A 15286-nucleotide genomic window follows, 5' to 3' on the forward strand; every position below is an offset into this window, starting at 1 on the left:
AGCAAAAGCAGCGCTCAAGGCACAAAAATCGATATAAATCTTATACAGGCTGGCACCGTCTCTGGCTGGCCATCACAATCTTTCCTCCGGCACACTGATTAGCTTGAGCGAACATGGCTAATTTCAGAACAAAATTTGAAGTGTTTTGTTTATTCTGACAATTCTTCTTAATTGTGCGATTTATCCAAAATATGTGCGGAGAGAGACAATCATCGATTTGACACGATTCATTTCTTTACAATTTAAATCGATGAAATTATATTTACATTTCTACTTCACCAGAAAAGCCAGTCGATATGAATCGTCCTGATACGCAAGCACTAGGTGGTACTGTCAATGCACGCATAGGCAAGGTTTATATGAGCTTGTCAAAAGCACATAGAAAAGCAGCCGACTACGTGTTGTCGAATGTTTTTCGCTCTGCCACGATGTCTATCGATGAACTGGCAAATGCGGTCGGTATCTCTGTTGCAACAGCGAATCGCTTCGCCAGGGCACTCGGCTTTGAAGGTTATCCGCAATTCCGGGCCGAGCTGGTGTATGGTTTTGAAGCCATGCTGGCTCCTATCGACAACCTGCGCAGTGAAATCCAGCGCCCTGCTACCAGTACTGAAATTATTTCCAGCTCTCTGAATGAAGACATGGCCAATCTGGAAGCCACCCGTCGCGGCCTGGCACCTGACCTGTGTAACCATGCCGTACGCCAGATCCTGAATGCGGAAAGAATTTATATCGTCGGCTATGGTGCCAGCGCCTTCCTGGCTGGCTTGATGGCACACAGCCTGGACCCGTTTTGCAACACGGTGCAATCCACCCTGGGTTCTGGCGGGCCATCGAATGTAGCGCGACAATTGTTCAAATATACAGAACGTGATCTGGTCATCGGCATTTCCTTCCCGCGTTATGCCGAAGATGTGGTCACCATCCTGCAGCAATTGCGTGACAAGAGTGTGCCTATCCTGGCCCTGACTGACGCCCCCAGCTCGCCCCTGGCATCGCTGGCGAATGTCACGCTGTATGCGCAGACCAGGCGTAATTTCTCACCAAATTCCGAAGGTGCTGCATTGTGCCTGATTGAAGCCATTTGCAGCGCCGTCGCCCATCAGGCCAAAGCGCCAGTGCATGCAGCATCGGAAATGACCAAGTTCATGCTGCCATGGCTGTATCAGGAACCGAATGCCACCAGCCGCAAATCCCAGGCAGCCGCTGCCAGCAAAATCATAGACATGGATCGCCCGGCCTGAGGCTGGGTATGCATCATGAATGCAAAAGCCCCCGCCGCCATCGCCATCCATGGCGGTGCTGGCACTATCTTGCGCAGCTCACTGACTGCCGTGCAGGAACAGGCTTACCTGGCTGCCCTGCATGACATCGTCACCGCTGGTGCCAGCGTACTGGCCGATGGTGGCAGTGCACTGGATGCCGTCACTGTGGCTGTCAGCCTGCTGGAAGACTGCCCCCTGTTCAACGCCGGTAAAGGTTCGGTCTATACCAGCGCTGGGCAGGTAGAAATGGATGCCGCCATCATGGATGGCCACAATCGCCGCGCCGGAGCGGTCGCCTGCGTGACAACCCTGCGCAATCCTGTGCGAGCAGCACGCATGGTGATGGAACACAGCCCGCATGTGTTAATGGTAGGGCCGGGTGCAGAAAATTTCGTCCGCCAGCATGGTGCGCAAATCGAAGACGCTGCCTACTTTCATACCGAGCAACGTTATGTGCAATTGCTGCGCGCGCGACAAGAAGCCGGCATCCTGCTGGACCACGATGCCGAAAAACTGGCTGCAATCTCAGCCACAATACCCGAAGCAGCACCACTTGATCCGGGTAAAAAATTCGGTACCGTCGGTGCCGTCGCCCTGGATGTGCACGGCAATCTGGCAGCAGCCACTTCCACAGGCGGCATGACCAATAAACTGCCAGGACGTGTCGGTGACACGGCCATGCTGGGTGCCGGCTGCTATGCCGACAACCGCAGCGCGGCCTTGTCGGCCACCGGCACCGGTGAAGCATTCATGCGCAGCCTGGCCTTGCACGACATCGCCGCACAAATGAACTACGCCGGCCTGAGCCTGGAACAGGCCGCCCACAAGACAGTAATGGAAAAACTGCCGCAATTGCAGGGCCAGGGTGGCATCATAGGCATAGACAGGCAGGGCAATATTGTCATGCCCTTCAATACCGAGGGCATGTACCGCGCCAGCATGCGCGTTGGGGATGCGCCGTTTATAGGCATCTACAGCGATTTTCAAAAACTGTAGTTTTCAGAAGCGGTAGTTTCTCCCTCCGATTACCGGAAACAGTTATTCAAAGTACACCTATACTGCGGATGTCTTCACCTAATGGAATCGTGAATCATGCAAAATCTTCCTAAAATTGGCCTGGCACTAGTGGTTATTGTCATCCTGTTTCTCTTGAATCCCTTTGCCACCATCCCGGCAGGCCATCGCGGTGTGCTGACCACGTTTGGCAAACCTTCGGATGAGGTATATAGCGAAGGTATCCACTTTGTCTGGCCGATTGCGCAAAAACTGAACAAGGTATCGGTCGCCATCCAGAAAGGAGAAGGCGACGGTGATGCCGCATCAAAAGACTTGCAAACCGTACACACCAAGATTGCCATCAACTATCATGTAAGACCAGATGCCGTGGTATCGGTCTATCGTGATCTGGGTAACGAGCCTGGTGAGCGCATCATCATCCCCAGCGTGCAGGAAGCAGTGAAAGCGGTCACCGCCAGATTCACGGCCGAAGAACTGATTTCACGCCGCTCACAAGTACGCGATGAAATCGTGCTGGCACTCAAGGAACGCATGGCAAGGCATGGCTTGATCGTGGATGAATTTTCCATCGTCAATTTTAATTTCAGCAAAACCTTCAATGAAGCGATCGAAGCCAAAACTACCGCCGATCAGCTGAAAATGAAGGCCGAACGCGACCTGCAGAGGATAGATGTGGAAGCCAAACAGAAAGTGTCGCGCGCCCGTGCCGAAGCCGAAGCACTGGCCCTGCAAAGGCAACAAGTGACGCCAGAATTATTGCGCCTGCGCGAAACCGAGAACCAGGCCAAAGCGATAGAAAAATGGGATGGCCGCCTGCCCACGACAACGGGTGGTGCCATCCCCTTCCTCAATATCGGTAAATAATTTCGCACCTGATTGTTAACAGAGCTCAGCCATGTCCGAACAAAAGTCTTCCGCCCGCTTCACGCTGTTTTGCATACTCTTGCTGTTGGTGTGGTACATGCTCGACACCCCGATGGACCTGAACGTTGACTGGGACCTGGAAGACTTCGACATCTTCTCCAACTCCGGCATGTCCCTGGCTGGCATCGCCGTCGCCGTCATCGCCGCCGTCTTCGCCATGATCATGGCCGGCCTGGTCATCGCCGGGATGTCGTTTTTATTGATAGGCATAGCCGTACTGATAGGCGGCCTGTTCCTGATGGTGTTTTCACCATTCTTGTTACCGCTGGTGCTGCTGTTGATTGTGGTGAGTATTTTTAAGAGGAAGTCGCGGTAGTTTGAAATGTGGTGTGATCAGCTCCGCTTGAGTCCTGTTGCTCCTAAATATGTTGGCGAAGCATTTTTATTCACCCTATTCGTTGAATTAAGATTGCAGGCCGGGATATTGCGGTTCTCTGTAGATTGAAATTCCCTCTCCTTCAAGGAGAGGGTTAGGGTGAGGATGGGTTTCTGTCGATAAGCGGCGATCATATGTCGTCGCTCCAGCGCAGGCAGGAAGCCACCGGGCTGGCGCTCCACCGGGCTGGCGTTCCAGCGGCGTTCGTTGTATGCCGTACTTTGGTTACAACTATTGCCCTTCGTGGATACAAGCCGGGTCTCGGCCCGGCGGCCGAATTCCTTTCTTTGCTTCGCCAAAGAACGGAATCAAAGAAAGGCGACCGCAGACTCGCTCCCTGCGGGAGTGCCCATTTATGTAGTGCAAAAAATGGGAAGGTCCGAAACTCGCTTCCCTTGCAGGGCGCACAATCGCTTGCAAGCGATTGCCGTTACGCAGGCGAAGTGCATGCACTTCGAAACCCCTGCTACACCTCAGACACCGGCCCTTCTTTTTCCATTTTCTGCACTACACAAATGGCTTCGGTGTAGCAGGGAATTCGGATTGCATGCAATCCGCCTGCGTAACGACATTGCCTTGCAAGGCAATGTGTCTCCCTTTAGGGACACAGGGCCCAAGCGGATTAAGATCAAAGGCAACTACAACTGCAACCCCCACACCATCGTTAAGCAACGGCATTCAAATAAATATGAATGCCGTTGTGTTGACGTTGTTTTTGACTTTGCTGTTGCAATTGTTTTTGACGTTGTCTTTGACTCTCATCCGCTTGGGACGATGTAATTTGTGCATCACAGAAAATGGATCAGAAAGCTTCGTGTTTGAGCGAAGCGAGTTTCGAAGCTTTCCCATTTTTTGGGATGCACAAATTATGCTGAAGCGTAGCGTAAGCACCCGAAGGGCGAGTCTGCGGGCGCCTTTTCTTTGGATACTTGCTTTTGGCGACGCAAAAGAAAGTATCTCGGCCGCCGGGCCGAGACCCGGCTTGTGTCTACGAAGGGCAATCGCTTCAATCAAAGTACGGCACAAAAACAACGCCGCTGGAACGCCAGCCCGGTGGAGCGCCAGCCCGGTGGATTCTTGCGTTCGCAGGAATGACGAAAATAAGGTCACTGTTTATCGACAGAAACCCATCCTCACCCTAACCCTCTCCTTGAAGGAGAGGGAATTTCAATCTACAGAACCGCAATATCCCGGTCTGCATACCACATGCAGCACACAGTACAACTGGCAAGCTAGCAGAATGTAGTTAGACAGTCTCAGCAGAGATAACCTGCGCTGCCGCATTGACGACCGCTGCAATCCGCCCCACATCCCGCAACTGCGTCGCCGACATCCCTTCCTTCTTCAGCAATTCAAAATGCGATTTCACGCAGAAATGGCATTTGCCGATGATGGATGCCGACAAGGCATACATCTCGAAGCGACGCTTGTCGACACCGCCATTGGTGGCATAGGCATTCATGCGCAACTGGGCCGCCTGGGTTTTCAGGTCGGCATCATCGGCCATTTCGACATACGGATACCAGACATTATTCATGCCCATCAACGCCGCTGCGGTCAGCGCTGCATTGATTTCTTCTGGCGTAATGGCACCACTGGATTTGATGGCTTCAATGATCACCGTGCTTTTTGCAGCAAAGGCTGCTGCCAGTGCCACGCCGACTGCATCATTACCTTCCAGGCTGGAACGGGCAATCGTGCCATCGATGTTCAGACGGATATCCTTGGCATAATCAGGGATACGACTTTTAATTAAATTCAAGAATTCCATAGTATTTACCTATCAAAAAGTGGTTTTAAAACCCGCCGGAGCGGGTTTATTTTACATCTACAGTGCTAGCCTGAATTACAGAGTTGAGCCGCCTACTGTACGGTTGCATGGGCACAGTTCATCTGTTTGCAGACCATCCAGAATACGCAGGATTTCAGTTGGGTTACGGCCAACGTTCAGGTTGTTGACAGAAACGTGCTGGATGACATTGTCAGGATCAACGATGAAAGTCGCGCGCAGTGCAACGCCGGCGTTGACATCACGTACACCCAGCATGTCAACCAAAGAACCAGTTGCATCGCCGAACGCATAGTGGTTCAGTTTGTCCAGGTCTTTGTGCTCACGACGCCATGCCAGTTTGCAGAATTCGTTATCGGTAGAGCCACCCAGCAGGATGGCGTCACGGTCAGCGAAGTCATTGGTCAGCTTGGCAAATTCAACGATTTCAGTTGGGCAAACGAATGTGAAATCTTTTGGGTAGAAATAAATGATTTTCCATTTGCCGGGGAACGAAGCTTCAGTGATGTCTTCGAACGCGGACACGCCATTTTCTTCGTGATGATTGAAGCCTGGCTTAGCTGCTGGGACTTTGAATGCGTCGAGTTTTTGACCTACGGTTTTCATTAAATTCTCCTGATTTGACATAAAAGTGGACAAGGCATCCACAACGGATCGAAGCATATAACTATGAATTTTAAATATCCAATAGATTTTAACTACTATTCATTTAGTTAAAAGATATCTGATATCGCTGCTGTGCATCTCTGGATGTCAAGCTCAGCCCACCCTGTCGTCACGGCGTTTGACGCCAGCCAGAAGGGTGAACCAGAACACGGTACCCTTGCCAACTTCGGTCTCAAAACCGATCTCGCCACCCATTTTTTCGACAAAGGTCTTGGTGATGTTCAAGCCCAGTCCGGTACCGCCCTGCTGCCTGGTATTGGTGCCATCGGCCTGCGCAAATTTTTTGAATATCTGCTCCCTGAAGGCGGGAGATATACCTGCCCCTTTGTCGCGGACTTCGACTTTATAACTGCCGGATGTTTCAGAGATATGAATTTCGACTTCATCGCCCGTGGGTGAAAACTTGGCTGCATTCGACAGCAGGTTGGCAAACACCTGCATCACCCGCACGCTGTCGCCCATGGCCCAAGCCTGGTCCGGGTGGCTCATGATGCGGTAGCGCACCTGGAATACCTGGGCATAGGCGGCATTGGCTTCAATCGCTTGCCGGGTAGCGGCGACCAGATCAAAACGTTCGATATTGATGATCATCTTGCCGGATGCCAGCTTTTCCATATCCAGGATGTCATTCACCAATACCCCCAGACGCTGGCAGTTTTTGTGCGCGACTTTAATCAGTTGCATGACTTTGGGGGCCAGATCACCAGCAACCCCGTTTTCCAGCAAACCCAGGGCGCCCCGTATCGATGTCAACGGGGTGCGCAGTTCATGGCTGACGACGGAAATGAATTCGGATTTGATGCGGTCAGCCTTGCGCTGTTCGGTCAGGTCCAGCACAAAACCCACCCATTCCTCAAACGAGCCTTCAAGCTGTGCCAGGCCTACCATGACAGGAATGCGCACCCCATCCTTGCGTATCACTTCACCTTCATAGGGTTTGGCCTGGCCATGCAGGCGCAGTTCCTGCAGCGCTTTATCATGGCTGGCATGGCTCTCTTGCGAGGCCTTGTCGAGCCAGTTCATGCCTGCATCGATAAATTCCGAGCGGGTCACGCCAACCAGTTGCAGCAAGACATCATTGGCTTCTGTCAGCCTGCCATTCAGGTTGCCCTGCATGATGCCGATGAGGCTGGAGTTAACCAGGCGACGCAGCCGTGATTCGCTGACCAGCAAGGCTTCCACCATGCGTGATTTTTCTTTGCTGGCTTGCTGTGCTACATCGCGTGCCGCCATCAGGCTGCGTTCGGCTTCCTTCATCTGGGTAATGTCACGCAGACTGAACACCCGTCCGATGCGGCGATCACGCAAGAACTCGGGTTTGGAAACGCAGACAAAATAACGACCGTCTTTCAGGGTCAGTAAATCTTCCGTTTCCAGATTGGGATCATCCTTTACGCTTTGCAGGTTGAGGAAAAAACTGTCGGCGTCCTGCAAGCTCGCTTTCAGGTAAGCGAATAGCTGGGTTTCGTCACGGCCTGCCAGCAAGTCATCCGGCAAATGCAACATGGCGGAAAAACGCTGATTGAGGTTGATGATATTGCCGTGCAAATCCACTGACAGGATACCTTCTGCAGTAGCATCCAGCGAACTTTGCAATTGCGCAATCAGGTGCACCTGTCCTTCTGCAAGCTGACGCCTGTGGGTGATGTCTTCAGCATGAATGACAAAATAATCCTGTCCCTGATCACTGAAAACAGACACTCTCTTTTCCACCGGAAAAGACAGGCCGCTGCGTGTCAGCCATTCACTCTCGGCCACGACGGCTTCGGCGTCCATGGCATCGACATGTAATCCTTCCCAGAAAAACACGTCCTGCAAGGAACATTCTATATATGCCAGTGCCTGTCCCAGCAAGTCAGCCCGTTCATAGGACAACATGTGGCAAGCCGACTGGTTGGCGTCCACCACCATCATTTGCTGTTTGTCGACGACGAGTATGGCGTCACGGCTATGGTCTATCATATGCCGCAGCAAACCATTGCTCAACGTCGATGAGGGCTGTGACATACTGGTGTAGGCGATTTCCGGTTAACGTGCGCCAGGCAGGGGCTTGCTCTGGGTTTTTTTCGACTGCGAATCAAAATAATAATTCACCCGCTTGCGCGGATTCAGGTATTCATAAATGGATCTTGGCAACAGCCCGGGCCGGATGCTGGCACTGATGGACAGTTCTTTGCTCTCTTCAGCCAGATCCAGGATGATGGCGTCTTCCTTGGGTATTTCTGCATCATACATCAGCACACGCGGGCGCAAAGGCTTGCCGACATTCACATTCATCACCAGACCAATAGCTTCGTTCGACAAGCGCACCAGTGTGCCGGGTGGATACACGCCCAGGCTCTTGACCAGCGTTGCCATCACCGCCTGATCAAATTGCGTGCGGCGGTGGGCATACATAGTTGACAGTGCTTCATGCGGTGTCAGGGATAAACTGTGGTCATTATGATTGCATAAATTATCATACACATTGGCAATTGTCACGATACGGCTGGCTATCCGTATGGCCTCGCCCTTCAAATGATGCGGATAACCACTGCCATCCATGAATTCATGATGCTGGGCAATCACATCCAGCACCATCGCGGGCAGGCCAGCCTTCTTTCCCACTTCCACTCCATACTGGGGATGCAGTTCATAGAAATTCTGTTCTGGCTTGGTCAGGGCCGTGGTTTTATTCAGGATATGTTCAGGCACATTTACCTTGCCCAGGTCATGGAACAGAGAAGCAATGCCGACGATCCTGATTTGTGCCGGCGAGCATTTCATTTCATGCGCCAGCATCATGGCCAACACCGACACGTTCAAGGTATGGAAATACATTTCTTCACTACCCGCCGTCTGCTGTATCAGATGCATGACGGTATCGGTGTCGCTGAGAAATACTTCGGCCATGCTGTCCACCAGCTTGCCAGCTTCCTGTATGGTTTCTTCTGGTTGCGAAAAAATCAGTTTGTTTATGCTTTTAACGACCGTCGCCGCCTTGACGAATTTTTCTTCACAGCGAGCTATTTCTTCCCGCTGCTTTTGCAATTTTTCAAAGCGCGCACGCTTGGCATCGATAATGCTGGCGTATACCTGGCCAGCCGGCACGGCTGCGGCTGCTGCCGGTACCGGCGCTGCTGCCCTGATGACTGGGCTGGCCGACAGGGGATCCGACTTGGACGGAATATACCGCACATGCCTCAGCTTCAGACCCATGAGTTCGTCGATCTGTTGCTGGCTGGTGATCTTGAACGAGTTCATGGGAAACGAATGTTCAAACCAACTCAGATCGAGTTTAATGAACATTCCTATCCTGACCTGATCAATCACAATTAACTGGCTGTCATCGGACATGGGGAAACAATTATAGATATTTCCTCTGACGATAGCATATGCACCCTGCATTTGCAAAAAGTTGAAATGTAGAAATATTTTGATGTTGCCAAGCAAGCGCGTACAGAAAAACCTGCTTTATCCAAATGCAACGTTATAATCGCTGACTTGAACTTTTTGAGAGTGAACTAACGTGTCCGATCGTCTCGCCGTCCTGCCGCAGTATCTGTTGCCAAAACAAGCATTGACCGTATTTGCCGGAAAAGTTGCCAATGCCAAAGCAGGCAAACTGACTACCCGACTGATACACTGGTTTGTTGGCCGGTATCAGGTCAACATGAATGAAGCAGCGAATCCGGACATCAGCAGCTATGCCAGTTTCAACGAATTCTTCACCCGCCCCCTGCGCGCCGACGCCCGCCCGCTGGCCAGCAGTGATTTGCTGAGCCCGGTGGACGGTGCCGTCAGCCAGTTTGGTCCTATTGCCCATGGCCAGATATTCCAGGCAAAAGGCCATAGCTATTCGGCCACTGCGCTGGTAGGTGGTGACGCCAGCCTGGCAGCACGCTTTGAGAACGGCAATTTTGCCACCCTTTACCTCAGTCCGCGTGACTATCACCGCATCCATATGCCTTGCGATGGTCGTTTGACGCGCATGATCTATGTGCCGGGAGCCTTGTTTTCAGTCAACCCCACCACGGCACGTGGCGTGCCCGGCCTGTTTGCACGTAATGAACGTGTAGTCTGCGTGTTTGAATCTGCCTTCGGCCCCTTTGTATTAACGCTGGTCGGTGCCACCATTGTGGGCAGCATGGCCACCACCTGGCATGGCGTGGTCAATCCGCCACGTAGTGCAGAAGTGCGTGAATGGCGCTATGACGATCAGCACGATCAACAAATCGTGCTGAAAAAGGGTGAAGAAATGGGCCGCTTCCTGCTTGGCTCCACGGTAGTCATGTTATTCCCGCAAAATAAGCTGGCATTCAATCCAGACTGGGCCGAGGCAAAATCCATCTGCATGGGTGAAGCAATGGCCAACCTGGAAAGCTGAGATAGTCTGCGTCTTCCCATTACGCCTGATAATACAAGCTTCACATCCATTCCAGAATAGCCATTCTGTCTGGCAGCATCCACTGCCAGACTACCCTTTCCAGGTGATGCCCTCCAGGCAAACACCGCTCAATCCTCCCCGACTTGGTCTGACAAATTCTGACTTTTACCCAGGATCGTTGCCGCACATCAAATACTGCATAAAAAACGCTTGCCAAATGCAGGCGAATATTTAATAATCTAAATAAGAATTGTTATCGTTTAGATTTGCAAGGTTAAATATGAGTACTAATGATGCCATTCAAGACTTGAAACCGGAACCAGGACCGATTGCTGCCCAGCAGCAAAAGCTCATACCCCGTCTCAAGAGCGCTGATCTGATGCAGCAAAAACGCGAAGTTGAAATTGATCACGAGGGCCGGATTTATCGCCTGCGTATCACGCAACTGAACAAGCTGATTCTGACTGCCTGAAGCCGTTATTGACCGATGGAGCGAACTATGCCGGATGAAACGCTGCTCAATGATGACCCGTCTGCATTAGCGGACAAGTCCCGGCGACCAGAATTACTGGTTTCAGCGGTCTTGCATCTGATGTCGCATTACACGGTCAATAGTACGCAAAAGGATGCAGAGCTGACCAGGACCCGATTGGCGTCTGTCATAGAACGTCATTTGAAAGTACTGGCCAACTTACCGGATCTGGCACCGGTGCTGAAGGCAACATGTCAGCAACTGTCAGAACAATGGGCCAGCCTGGTGGAGAGAACATCTCCACAGCAAAACAAAATGCACAAGCTGAGCTGGCTGTTGGCGGGTAACCGAAGAGATTTGAATTAATGGAGCTGGTTTCATGATTGTCTGTGTTTGCAATAATGTCTCTGAGAAGAAGATACACCAGGCGGTTGCCATGGGTGTGACCACCATGTCCGAATTGCGCGAGCAACTGGATGTAGGCACCTGCTGTGGCAAATGCGCCGGCTGTGCCCGCAAGGTCATGCGTGACTGCATGGACAGCAACGCCAACAAATCTTCCGGCCTGCAAAATTTCATCCAGCAATTACATTTTAAGCCCAGCGCACAGCCTGTCTGACAGCCATCATGTCTACACTTACACTCAGTCATCATACCGACCCCGCGCCGCTACCCAAATCGCGGGTGGTTTCTTTCACCTGCATCGTGCTGGCGCATCTGGGATTATTCTATGCACTGGAACACGGCCTGATTTCGCATGCGGTGCAGATACTGCCGAAAGAAGTGATACTGACCATGATACAGCCGCACGTCAGTAAGCCAGAACAGGCACCGGCACCTATCCCGACCAAAAAACTGAGCACCCTGCCGCCACCCATACCACTGGTGCCGCAAATCACCCCCGTTGTTGATATCCCGGCAGAGCAACATCAGATCACGGTACAGCCCTCACCCCAGGTGCCCTCACCAGTAGCTGCAGTTGCCGCCAAAGCAGAACCCGGCAATTCCATGGCACAGCCGGCAGCACCAAAACAGATCAGCGCCGTTGAATACCTGCGTCCGCCACAGGCAGATTATCCGCATATGTCACGCCGCATGGGCGAAGAAGGCAAAGTCACCTTGCGGGTACTGGTGAATGAGAAAGGTATCGCCGAAAAAGTGGATGTCCAAAAATCTTCCGGCTCCAACCGTCTGGATGAAGCCGCCAAGACCGCCATCATGCGCGCCATTTTCAAACCTTATCTGGAAGATGGCAAGGCTTTGACTGTGATTGCCACAGCGACGATCAGTTTCAGTCTGAATACTTAGAACCATTTGTTGCAAGGATTTAAGGGTCGTGGTCAAAATCAGCTTCTGAGATCTCCCCATCCCAGACAGCATTATTCTGACCTTAAACGGCGACGACAGAGGCAGACTGCATTATTTGCAGTTCTTGCCTCTTTTTTTATGTGCATGCACTATGATGTCACTATGTTCAAAAGCAATTTAATGCGGAAGGAAAGCCATGAAAGGCGATGCGAAAGTCATCAAACTCTTGAATGCTCAGTTAACCAATGAATTGAGCGCCATTAATCAGTATTTCCTGCATGCACGCATGTACAAGCATTGGGGCTTTGAAAAAATAGCCAAGAAGGAATACGCCGAATCCATAGGCGAAATGAAGCATGCTGACAAACTGATAGACCGCATCCTGATGCTGGGTGGACTGCCGAACCTGCAAGCCTTGCACAAGTTGATGATAGGCGAAGACACCAAGGAAATGCTGCAATGTGACCTGAAGCTGGAAAACGCTGCACAAAAAACCGTCAAGGAAGGCATCGCCACCTGTGAAGCAGCAGGTGACTATGTATCGCGCGACTTGTTCCAGACCATCCTGGAAGATACGGAAGAACATATAGACTGGCTGGAAACACAACTGGAATTAATAGAAAAAATCGGTATCCAGAATTACCTGCAATCACAAATGTCCGAAGAAGAATAAGCCAGGCACCACACTGGGGCAACAGCAAGTACAACAAGAAGTAAACAGCTTCATTCCGTTTACCGGAATGCGTTGCTGAAAACAAAAAGGGATGAGGCTTACGCATCATCCCTTTTTGTATTTATTTGGTGCCCGGCACAAATTTATTCCGGCAAGGTATCCTTGAACGACGCACGTTCCGACAACTTGTCGAATAATTTGGCGAGATTGGGATAATCACCACGCCAGTCAATTTCCGGGAAGCGGAAGCTCAGCCAACCCAGGGTACAGGCAACGCAAATATCTGCCAGCGTCAAATGGGTGCCAGAACAAAACGGCGCATCGCCCAGGCCACTGGACATGGATTGCAGGCCAGCCAGGACCTTGCTCATTTGCCTGTCCATCCATACCTGGCTTTGCTGCGCAGCTGGACGCTGGCTTTTTTCCAGGCGAATCAGGACGGCGGCATCCAGTATGCCATCTGCCAGGGCTTCCCAGCATTTGACTTCGGCGCGTTCGCGGCCGTGCGCGGGAATCAGTTTGCCAACCGGCGTCAAGGTATCCAGATATTCTACGATGACGCGGGAATCAAACATGGCACCGCCATCCTCCATCAAGAGGCAAGGCACTTTACCCAAAGGATTTGATTGCTGAATAGTGGTGTCCGCCGCCCACACGTCCTCTTGCAGGAACATGTAGTCAAGTTTCTTTTCCGCCATGACAACGCGGACTTTTCTTACAAAAGGACTAGGAATGGAGCCAATTAGTTTCATAGGAATGTGATAGAAGGTTTAGCCCGGATTATAACATCCACGCATGGAATCCCATGCAAAACGAGCTTACTTGCATAGAGGCAACAAGTACGTGTTTATGCTGTTTAAAACAAATCAAATGGTAAAATCGCATATTCGGTGCAAAAACCTGTTTTTAAGCTACAAAAATTAACATTTGCAATACGACAAATGTTTGCATAAGTTAAATTATTATTGTTTTTTGCGCAAGCCGTTCTGTTTTTCTTCTACTTTTGTCCATCATGTCCCTATCTTCACTTTCTGCTCTCTCCCCGCTCGACGGTCGCTATTCAAGCAAAGTGGATGCCTTGCGCGCCACCCTGTCGGAAGCCGGCTTCATGCACCATCGTGTCAAAGTCGAAGTGTCCTGGCTGCAAGCCCTGGCACTGGCCGGCTTCGATGAGATCAAGGCGTTTTCCCCTGCGGCCATTGCCCTGCTGGATAAACTGGTTGCTGAATTCTCTGAAGCTGATGCACAGCGCATCAAGGACATAGAAGCTGTCACCAATCACGATGTCAAAGCCGTCGAATACTGGTTGAAGGAACAAGTCAAGGATGTGCCGGAACTGGTTGCTGCCAGCGAATTCATCCACTTTGCCTGCACGTCTGAAGATATCAACAATACCTCACACGGCATGATGCTGAAAACTGCGCGCAATGATGTCATGTTGCCGTCCCTGCGCAAGCTGATCGCCAGGTTGACAGAGCTGGCACATACCAATGCCGACGTGCCTATGCTGTCACGCACCCATGGTCAGGCAGCCAGCCCGACTACCCTGGGCAAGGAAATGGCGAACGTGGTGGCCCGTCTGCAACGTGCCATCAAACGCATAGAACAGGTTGAGATCCTGGGCAAGATGAATGGCGCGGTCGGCAATTACAATGCCCACCTGTCCGCCTACCCGCAGCATGACTGGGAAAGTTTTTCCAAAAACGTCATCGAACGGCGTCTGGGCCTGACTTATAACCCTTACACCATACAGATAGAGCCGCATGATTACATGGCTGAGATGTTTGATGCCTTCGCCCGCGTCAATACCATCCTGCTGGATTTGAATCGCGATATCTGGGGTTATATCTCGGTCGGCTACTTCAAACAAAAAACCAAGGCGGGTGAAATCGGTTCTTCCACCATGCCACACAAAGTCAATCCTATCGACTTTGAAAATTCCGAAGGCAATCTGGGCCTGGCCAATTCCCTGCTGCGCCACCTGTCTGAAAAATTGCCGGTATCACGCTGGCAGCGTGACCTGACCGATTCCACCGTGCTGCGCAATATCGGCGTGGCCTTTGGCTACACATTGTTGGCCTACGACAGTTGCCTGCGTGGTTTGAACAAACTGGAAACCAACCCTGAACGCCTGGCTGCCGATCTCAATGCAACCTGGGAAGTATTGGCCGAACCGGTACAAACCGTGATGCGTCGTTATGCAGTTGAAAACGCTTACGAACAATTGAAAGAACTGACACGCGGCAAAGGCATCACCAAAGAAGCCCTGCAAGAGTTTGTCGAAGGTCTGGCAATCCCACGCGACGCCAAAGATTTGCTGCTGGCAATGACACCAGCAAATTACATCGGCATCGCTGCCAAACTGGCGAAAGCTATCTAATCCTATCTAATCGTTAATCAAGAATACCATTAACCACAGAGACATAGAGG

Annotated in this window: 17 protein-coding genes; 12 read left to right on the top strand and 5 right to left on the bottom strand. The window is 51.4% G+C overall.

Going from position 1 to position 15286, the window contains the following annotated elements:
- The first annotated feature begins 296 nt into the window (after positions 1-296).
- From ACO0K9_RS22675 to ACO0K9_RS22695, 5 genes are all read left to right on the top strand, one after another.
- Positions 297-1244, top strand: coding sequence for a MurR/RpiR family transcriptional regulator (locus tag ACO0K9_RS22675; protein WP_422988683.1), 948 nt, complete (start codon positions 297-299; stop codon positions 1242-1244).
- Between the two features lie 15 nt (positions 1245-1259).
- Positions 1260-2261 (top strand): isoaspartyl peptidase/L-asparaginase family protein, encoded by a 1002-nt coding sequence (locus ACO0K9_RS22680; protein ID WP_422988685.1) that lies wholly within the window; start codon positions 1260-1262, stop codon positions 2259-2261.
- Between the two features lie 96 nt (positions 2262-2357).
- Positions 2358-3146 (top strand): prohibitin family protein, encoded by a 789-nt coding sequence (locus tag ACO0K9_RS22685; protein ID WP_422988687.1) that lies wholly within the window; start codon positions 2358-2360, stop codon positions 3144-3146.
- A gap of 31 nt (positions 3147-3177) precedes the next feature.
- The gene (locus ACO0K9_RS22690) at positions 3178-3522 is read left to right on the top strand and encodes a hypothetical protein (RefSeq protein ID WP_422988689.1); all 345 of its coding nucleotides are present in this window, start codon (positions 3178-3180) and stop codon (positions 3520-3522) included.
- Between the two features lie 507 nt (positions 3523-4029).
- Positions 4030-4362, top strand: a complete 333-nt coding sequence (locus ACO0K9_RS22695) for a hypothetical protein (protein WP_422988691.1) — start codon at positions 4030-4032, stop codon at positions 4360-4362.
- A 466-nt stretch (positions 4363-4828) separates the two neighbouring features.
- On the opposite strand, the gene ACO0K9_RS22700 is transcribed toward ACO0K9_RS22695, so the two are convergent.
- From ACO0K9_RS22700 to ACO0K9_RS22715, 4 genes are all read right to left on the bottom strand, one after another.
- Positions 4829-5353, bottom strand: coding sequence for a carboxymuconolactone decarboxylase family protein (locus ACO0K9_RS22700; protein WP_186950911.1), 525 nt, complete (start codon positions 5351-5353; stop codon positions 4829-4831).
- Positions 5354-5428: 75 nt separating this feature from the next.
- The gene (locus ACO0K9_RS22705) at positions 5429-5977 is read right to left on the bottom strand and encodes a peroxiredoxin (RefSeq protein WP_422637792.1); all 549 of its coding nucleotides are present in this window, start codon (positions 5975-5977) and stop codon (positions 5429-5431) included.
- A gap of 153 nt (positions 5978-6130) precedes the next feature.
- Positions 6131-8044, bottom strand: a complete 1914-nt coding sequence (locus ACO0K9_RS22710) for a PAS domain S-box protein (RefSeq protein ID WP_422988693.1) — start codon at positions 8042-8044, stop codon at positions 6131-6133.
- A gap of 21 nt (positions 8045-8065) precedes the next feature.
- Positions 8066-9373, bottom strand: coding sequence for an HD-GYP domain-containing protein (locus ACO0K9_RS22715; RefSeq protein WP_422988695.1), 1308 nt, complete (start codon positions 9371-9373; stop codon positions 8066-8068).
- 172 nt (positions 9374-9545) lie between these two features.
- On the opposite strand from ACO0K9_RS22715, the gene asd reads away from it, so the two are divergent.
- The 6 genes from asd to bfr all read left to right on the top strand — a co-directional run bounded on the left by asd (position 9546) and on the right by bfr (position 12856).
- Positions 9546-10403: an archaetidylserine decarboxylase gene (asd, locus tag ACO0K9_RS22720; protein ID WP_422988697.1), complete on the top strand. Its 858-nt coding sequence runs from the start codon at positions 9546-9548 to the stop codon at positions 10401-10403.
- A 280-nt stretch (positions 10404-10683) separates the two neighbouring features.
- Positions 10684-10875 carry a hemin uptake protein HemP gene (gene hemP, locus ACO0K9_RS22725; protein ID WP_422988699.1) on the top strand — a complete coding sequence of 64 codons (192 nt, stop codon included), beginning with the start codon at positions 10684-10686 and terminating at the stop codon, positions 10873-10875.
- 27 nt (positions 10876-10902) lie between these two features.
- Positions 10903-11241 (top strand): hypothetical protein, encoded by a 339-nt coding sequence (locus ACO0K9_RS22730; RefSeq protein WP_422988701.1) that lies wholly within the window; start codon positions 10903-10905, stop codon positions 11239-11241.
- A 13-nt stretch (positions 11242-11254) separates the two neighbouring features.
- Positions 11255-11494, top strand: a complete 240-nt coding sequence (locus ACO0K9_RS22735) for a (2Fe-2S)-binding protein (protein WP_422988703.1) — start codon at positions 11255-11257, stop codon at positions 11492-11494.
- Between the two features lie 8 nt (positions 11495-11502).
- A complete protein-coding gene (locus tag ACO0K9_RS22740) occupies positions 11503-12183 on the top strand; it encodes a TonB family protein (RefSeq protein ID WP_422988705.1) in 681 nt (226 codons plus the stop codon).
- A gap of 196 nt (positions 12184-12379) precedes the next feature.
- Entirely contained in the window at positions 12380-12856 is a 477-nt protein-coding gene (bfr, locus tag ACO0K9_RS22745; RefSeq protein ID WP_422988707.1) for a bacterioferritin, read from the top strand.
- Between the two features lie 143 nt (positions 12857-12999).
- Here bfr and ACO0K9_RS22750 read toward each other — a convergent pair whose 3' ends face one another.
- Complete coding sequence (locus tag ACO0K9_RS22750) at positions 13000-13608, bottom strand: glutathione S-transferase C-terminal domain-containing protein (protein ID WP_422988709.1); 609 nt, start codon at positions 13606-13608, stop codon at positions 13000-13002.
- A gap of 260 nt (positions 13609-13868) precedes the next feature.
- Here ACO0K9_RS22750 and purB point away from each other — a divergent pair, with 260 nt between their 5' ends.
- Complete coding sequence (gene purB, locus ACO0K9_RS22755; protein WP_422988711.1) at positions 13869-15236, top strand: adenylosuccinate lyase; 1368 nt, start codon at positions 13869-13871, stop codon at positions 15234-15236.
- Positions 15237-15286: the final 50 nt, after the last annotated feature.

This window comes from Undibacterium sp. Ji50W (assembly GCF_049340445.1).
Taxonomy (GTDB): domain Bacteria; phylum Pseudomonadota; class Gammaproteobacteria; order Burkholderiales; family Burkholderiaceae_D; genus Undibacterium.

Bases quoted from the DNA above. Each gene is read 5' to 3' on its own strand.
- ACO0K9_RS22675 (WP_422988683.1), top strand. From the start codon at position 297: ATGAATCGTCCTGATACGCAAGCACTAGGTGGTACTGTCAATGCACGC.
- ACO0K9_RS22680 (WP_422988685.1), top strand. From the start codon at position 1,260: ATGAATGCAAAAGCCCCCGCCGCCATCGCCATCCATGGCGGTGCTGGC.
- ACO0K9_RS22685 (WP_422988687.1), top strand. From the start codon at position 2,358: ATGCAAAATCTTCCTAAAATTGGCCTGGCACTAGTGGTTATTGTCATC.
- ACO0K9_RS22690 (WP_422988689.1), top strand. From the start codon at position 3,178: ATGTCCGAACAAAAGTCTTCCGCCCGCTTCACGCTGTTTTGCATACTC.
- ACO0K9_RS22695 (WP_422988691.1), top strand. From the start codon at position 4,030: ATGCACTTCGAAACCCCTGCTACACCTCAGACACCGGCCCTTCTTTTT.
- ACO0K9_RS22700 (WP_186950911.1), bottom strand. From the start codon at position 5,353: ATGGAATTCTTGAATTTAATTAAAAGTCGTATCCCTGATTATGCCAAG.
- ACO0K9_RS22705 (WP_422637792.1), bottom strand. From the start codon at position 5,977: ATGAAAACCGTAGGTCAAAAACTCGACGCATTCAAAGTCCCAGCAGCT.
- ACO0K9_RS22710 (WP_422988693.1), bottom strand. From the start codon at position 8,044: ATGTCACAGCCCTCATCGACGTTGAGCAATGGTTTGCTGCGGCATATG.
- ACO0K9_RS22715 (WP_422988695.1), bottom strand. From the start codon at position 9,373: ATGTCCGATGACAGCCAGTTAATTGTGATTGATCAGGTCAGGATAGGA.
- hemP (WP_422988699.1), top strand. From the start codon at position 10,684: ATGAGTACTAATGATGCCATTCAAGACTTGAAACCGGAACCAGGACCG.
- ACO0K9_RS22730 (WP_422988701.1), top strand. From the start codon at position 10,903: ATGCCGGATGAAACGCTGCTCAATGATGACCCGTCTGCATTAGCGGAC.
- ACO0K9_RS22735 (WP_422988703.1), top strand. From the start codon at position 11,255: ATGATTGTCTGTGTTTGCAATAATGTCTCTGAGAAGAAGATACACCAG.
- ACO0K9_RS22740 (WP_422988705.1), top strand. From the start codon at position 11,503: ATGTCTACACTTACACTCAGTCATCATACCGACCCCGCGCCGCTACCC.
- bfr (WP_422988707.1), top strand. From the start codon at position 12,380: ATGAAAGGCGATGCGAAAGTCATCAAACTCTTGAATGCTCAGTTAACC.
- ACO0K9_RS22750 (WP_422988709.1), bottom strand. From the start codon at position 13,608: ATGAAACTAATTGGCTCCATTCCTAGTCCTTTTGTAAGAAAAGTCCGC.
- purB (WP_422988711.1), top strand. From the start codon at position 13,869: ATGTCCCTATCTTCACTTTCTGCTCTCTCCCCGCTCGACGGTCGCTAT.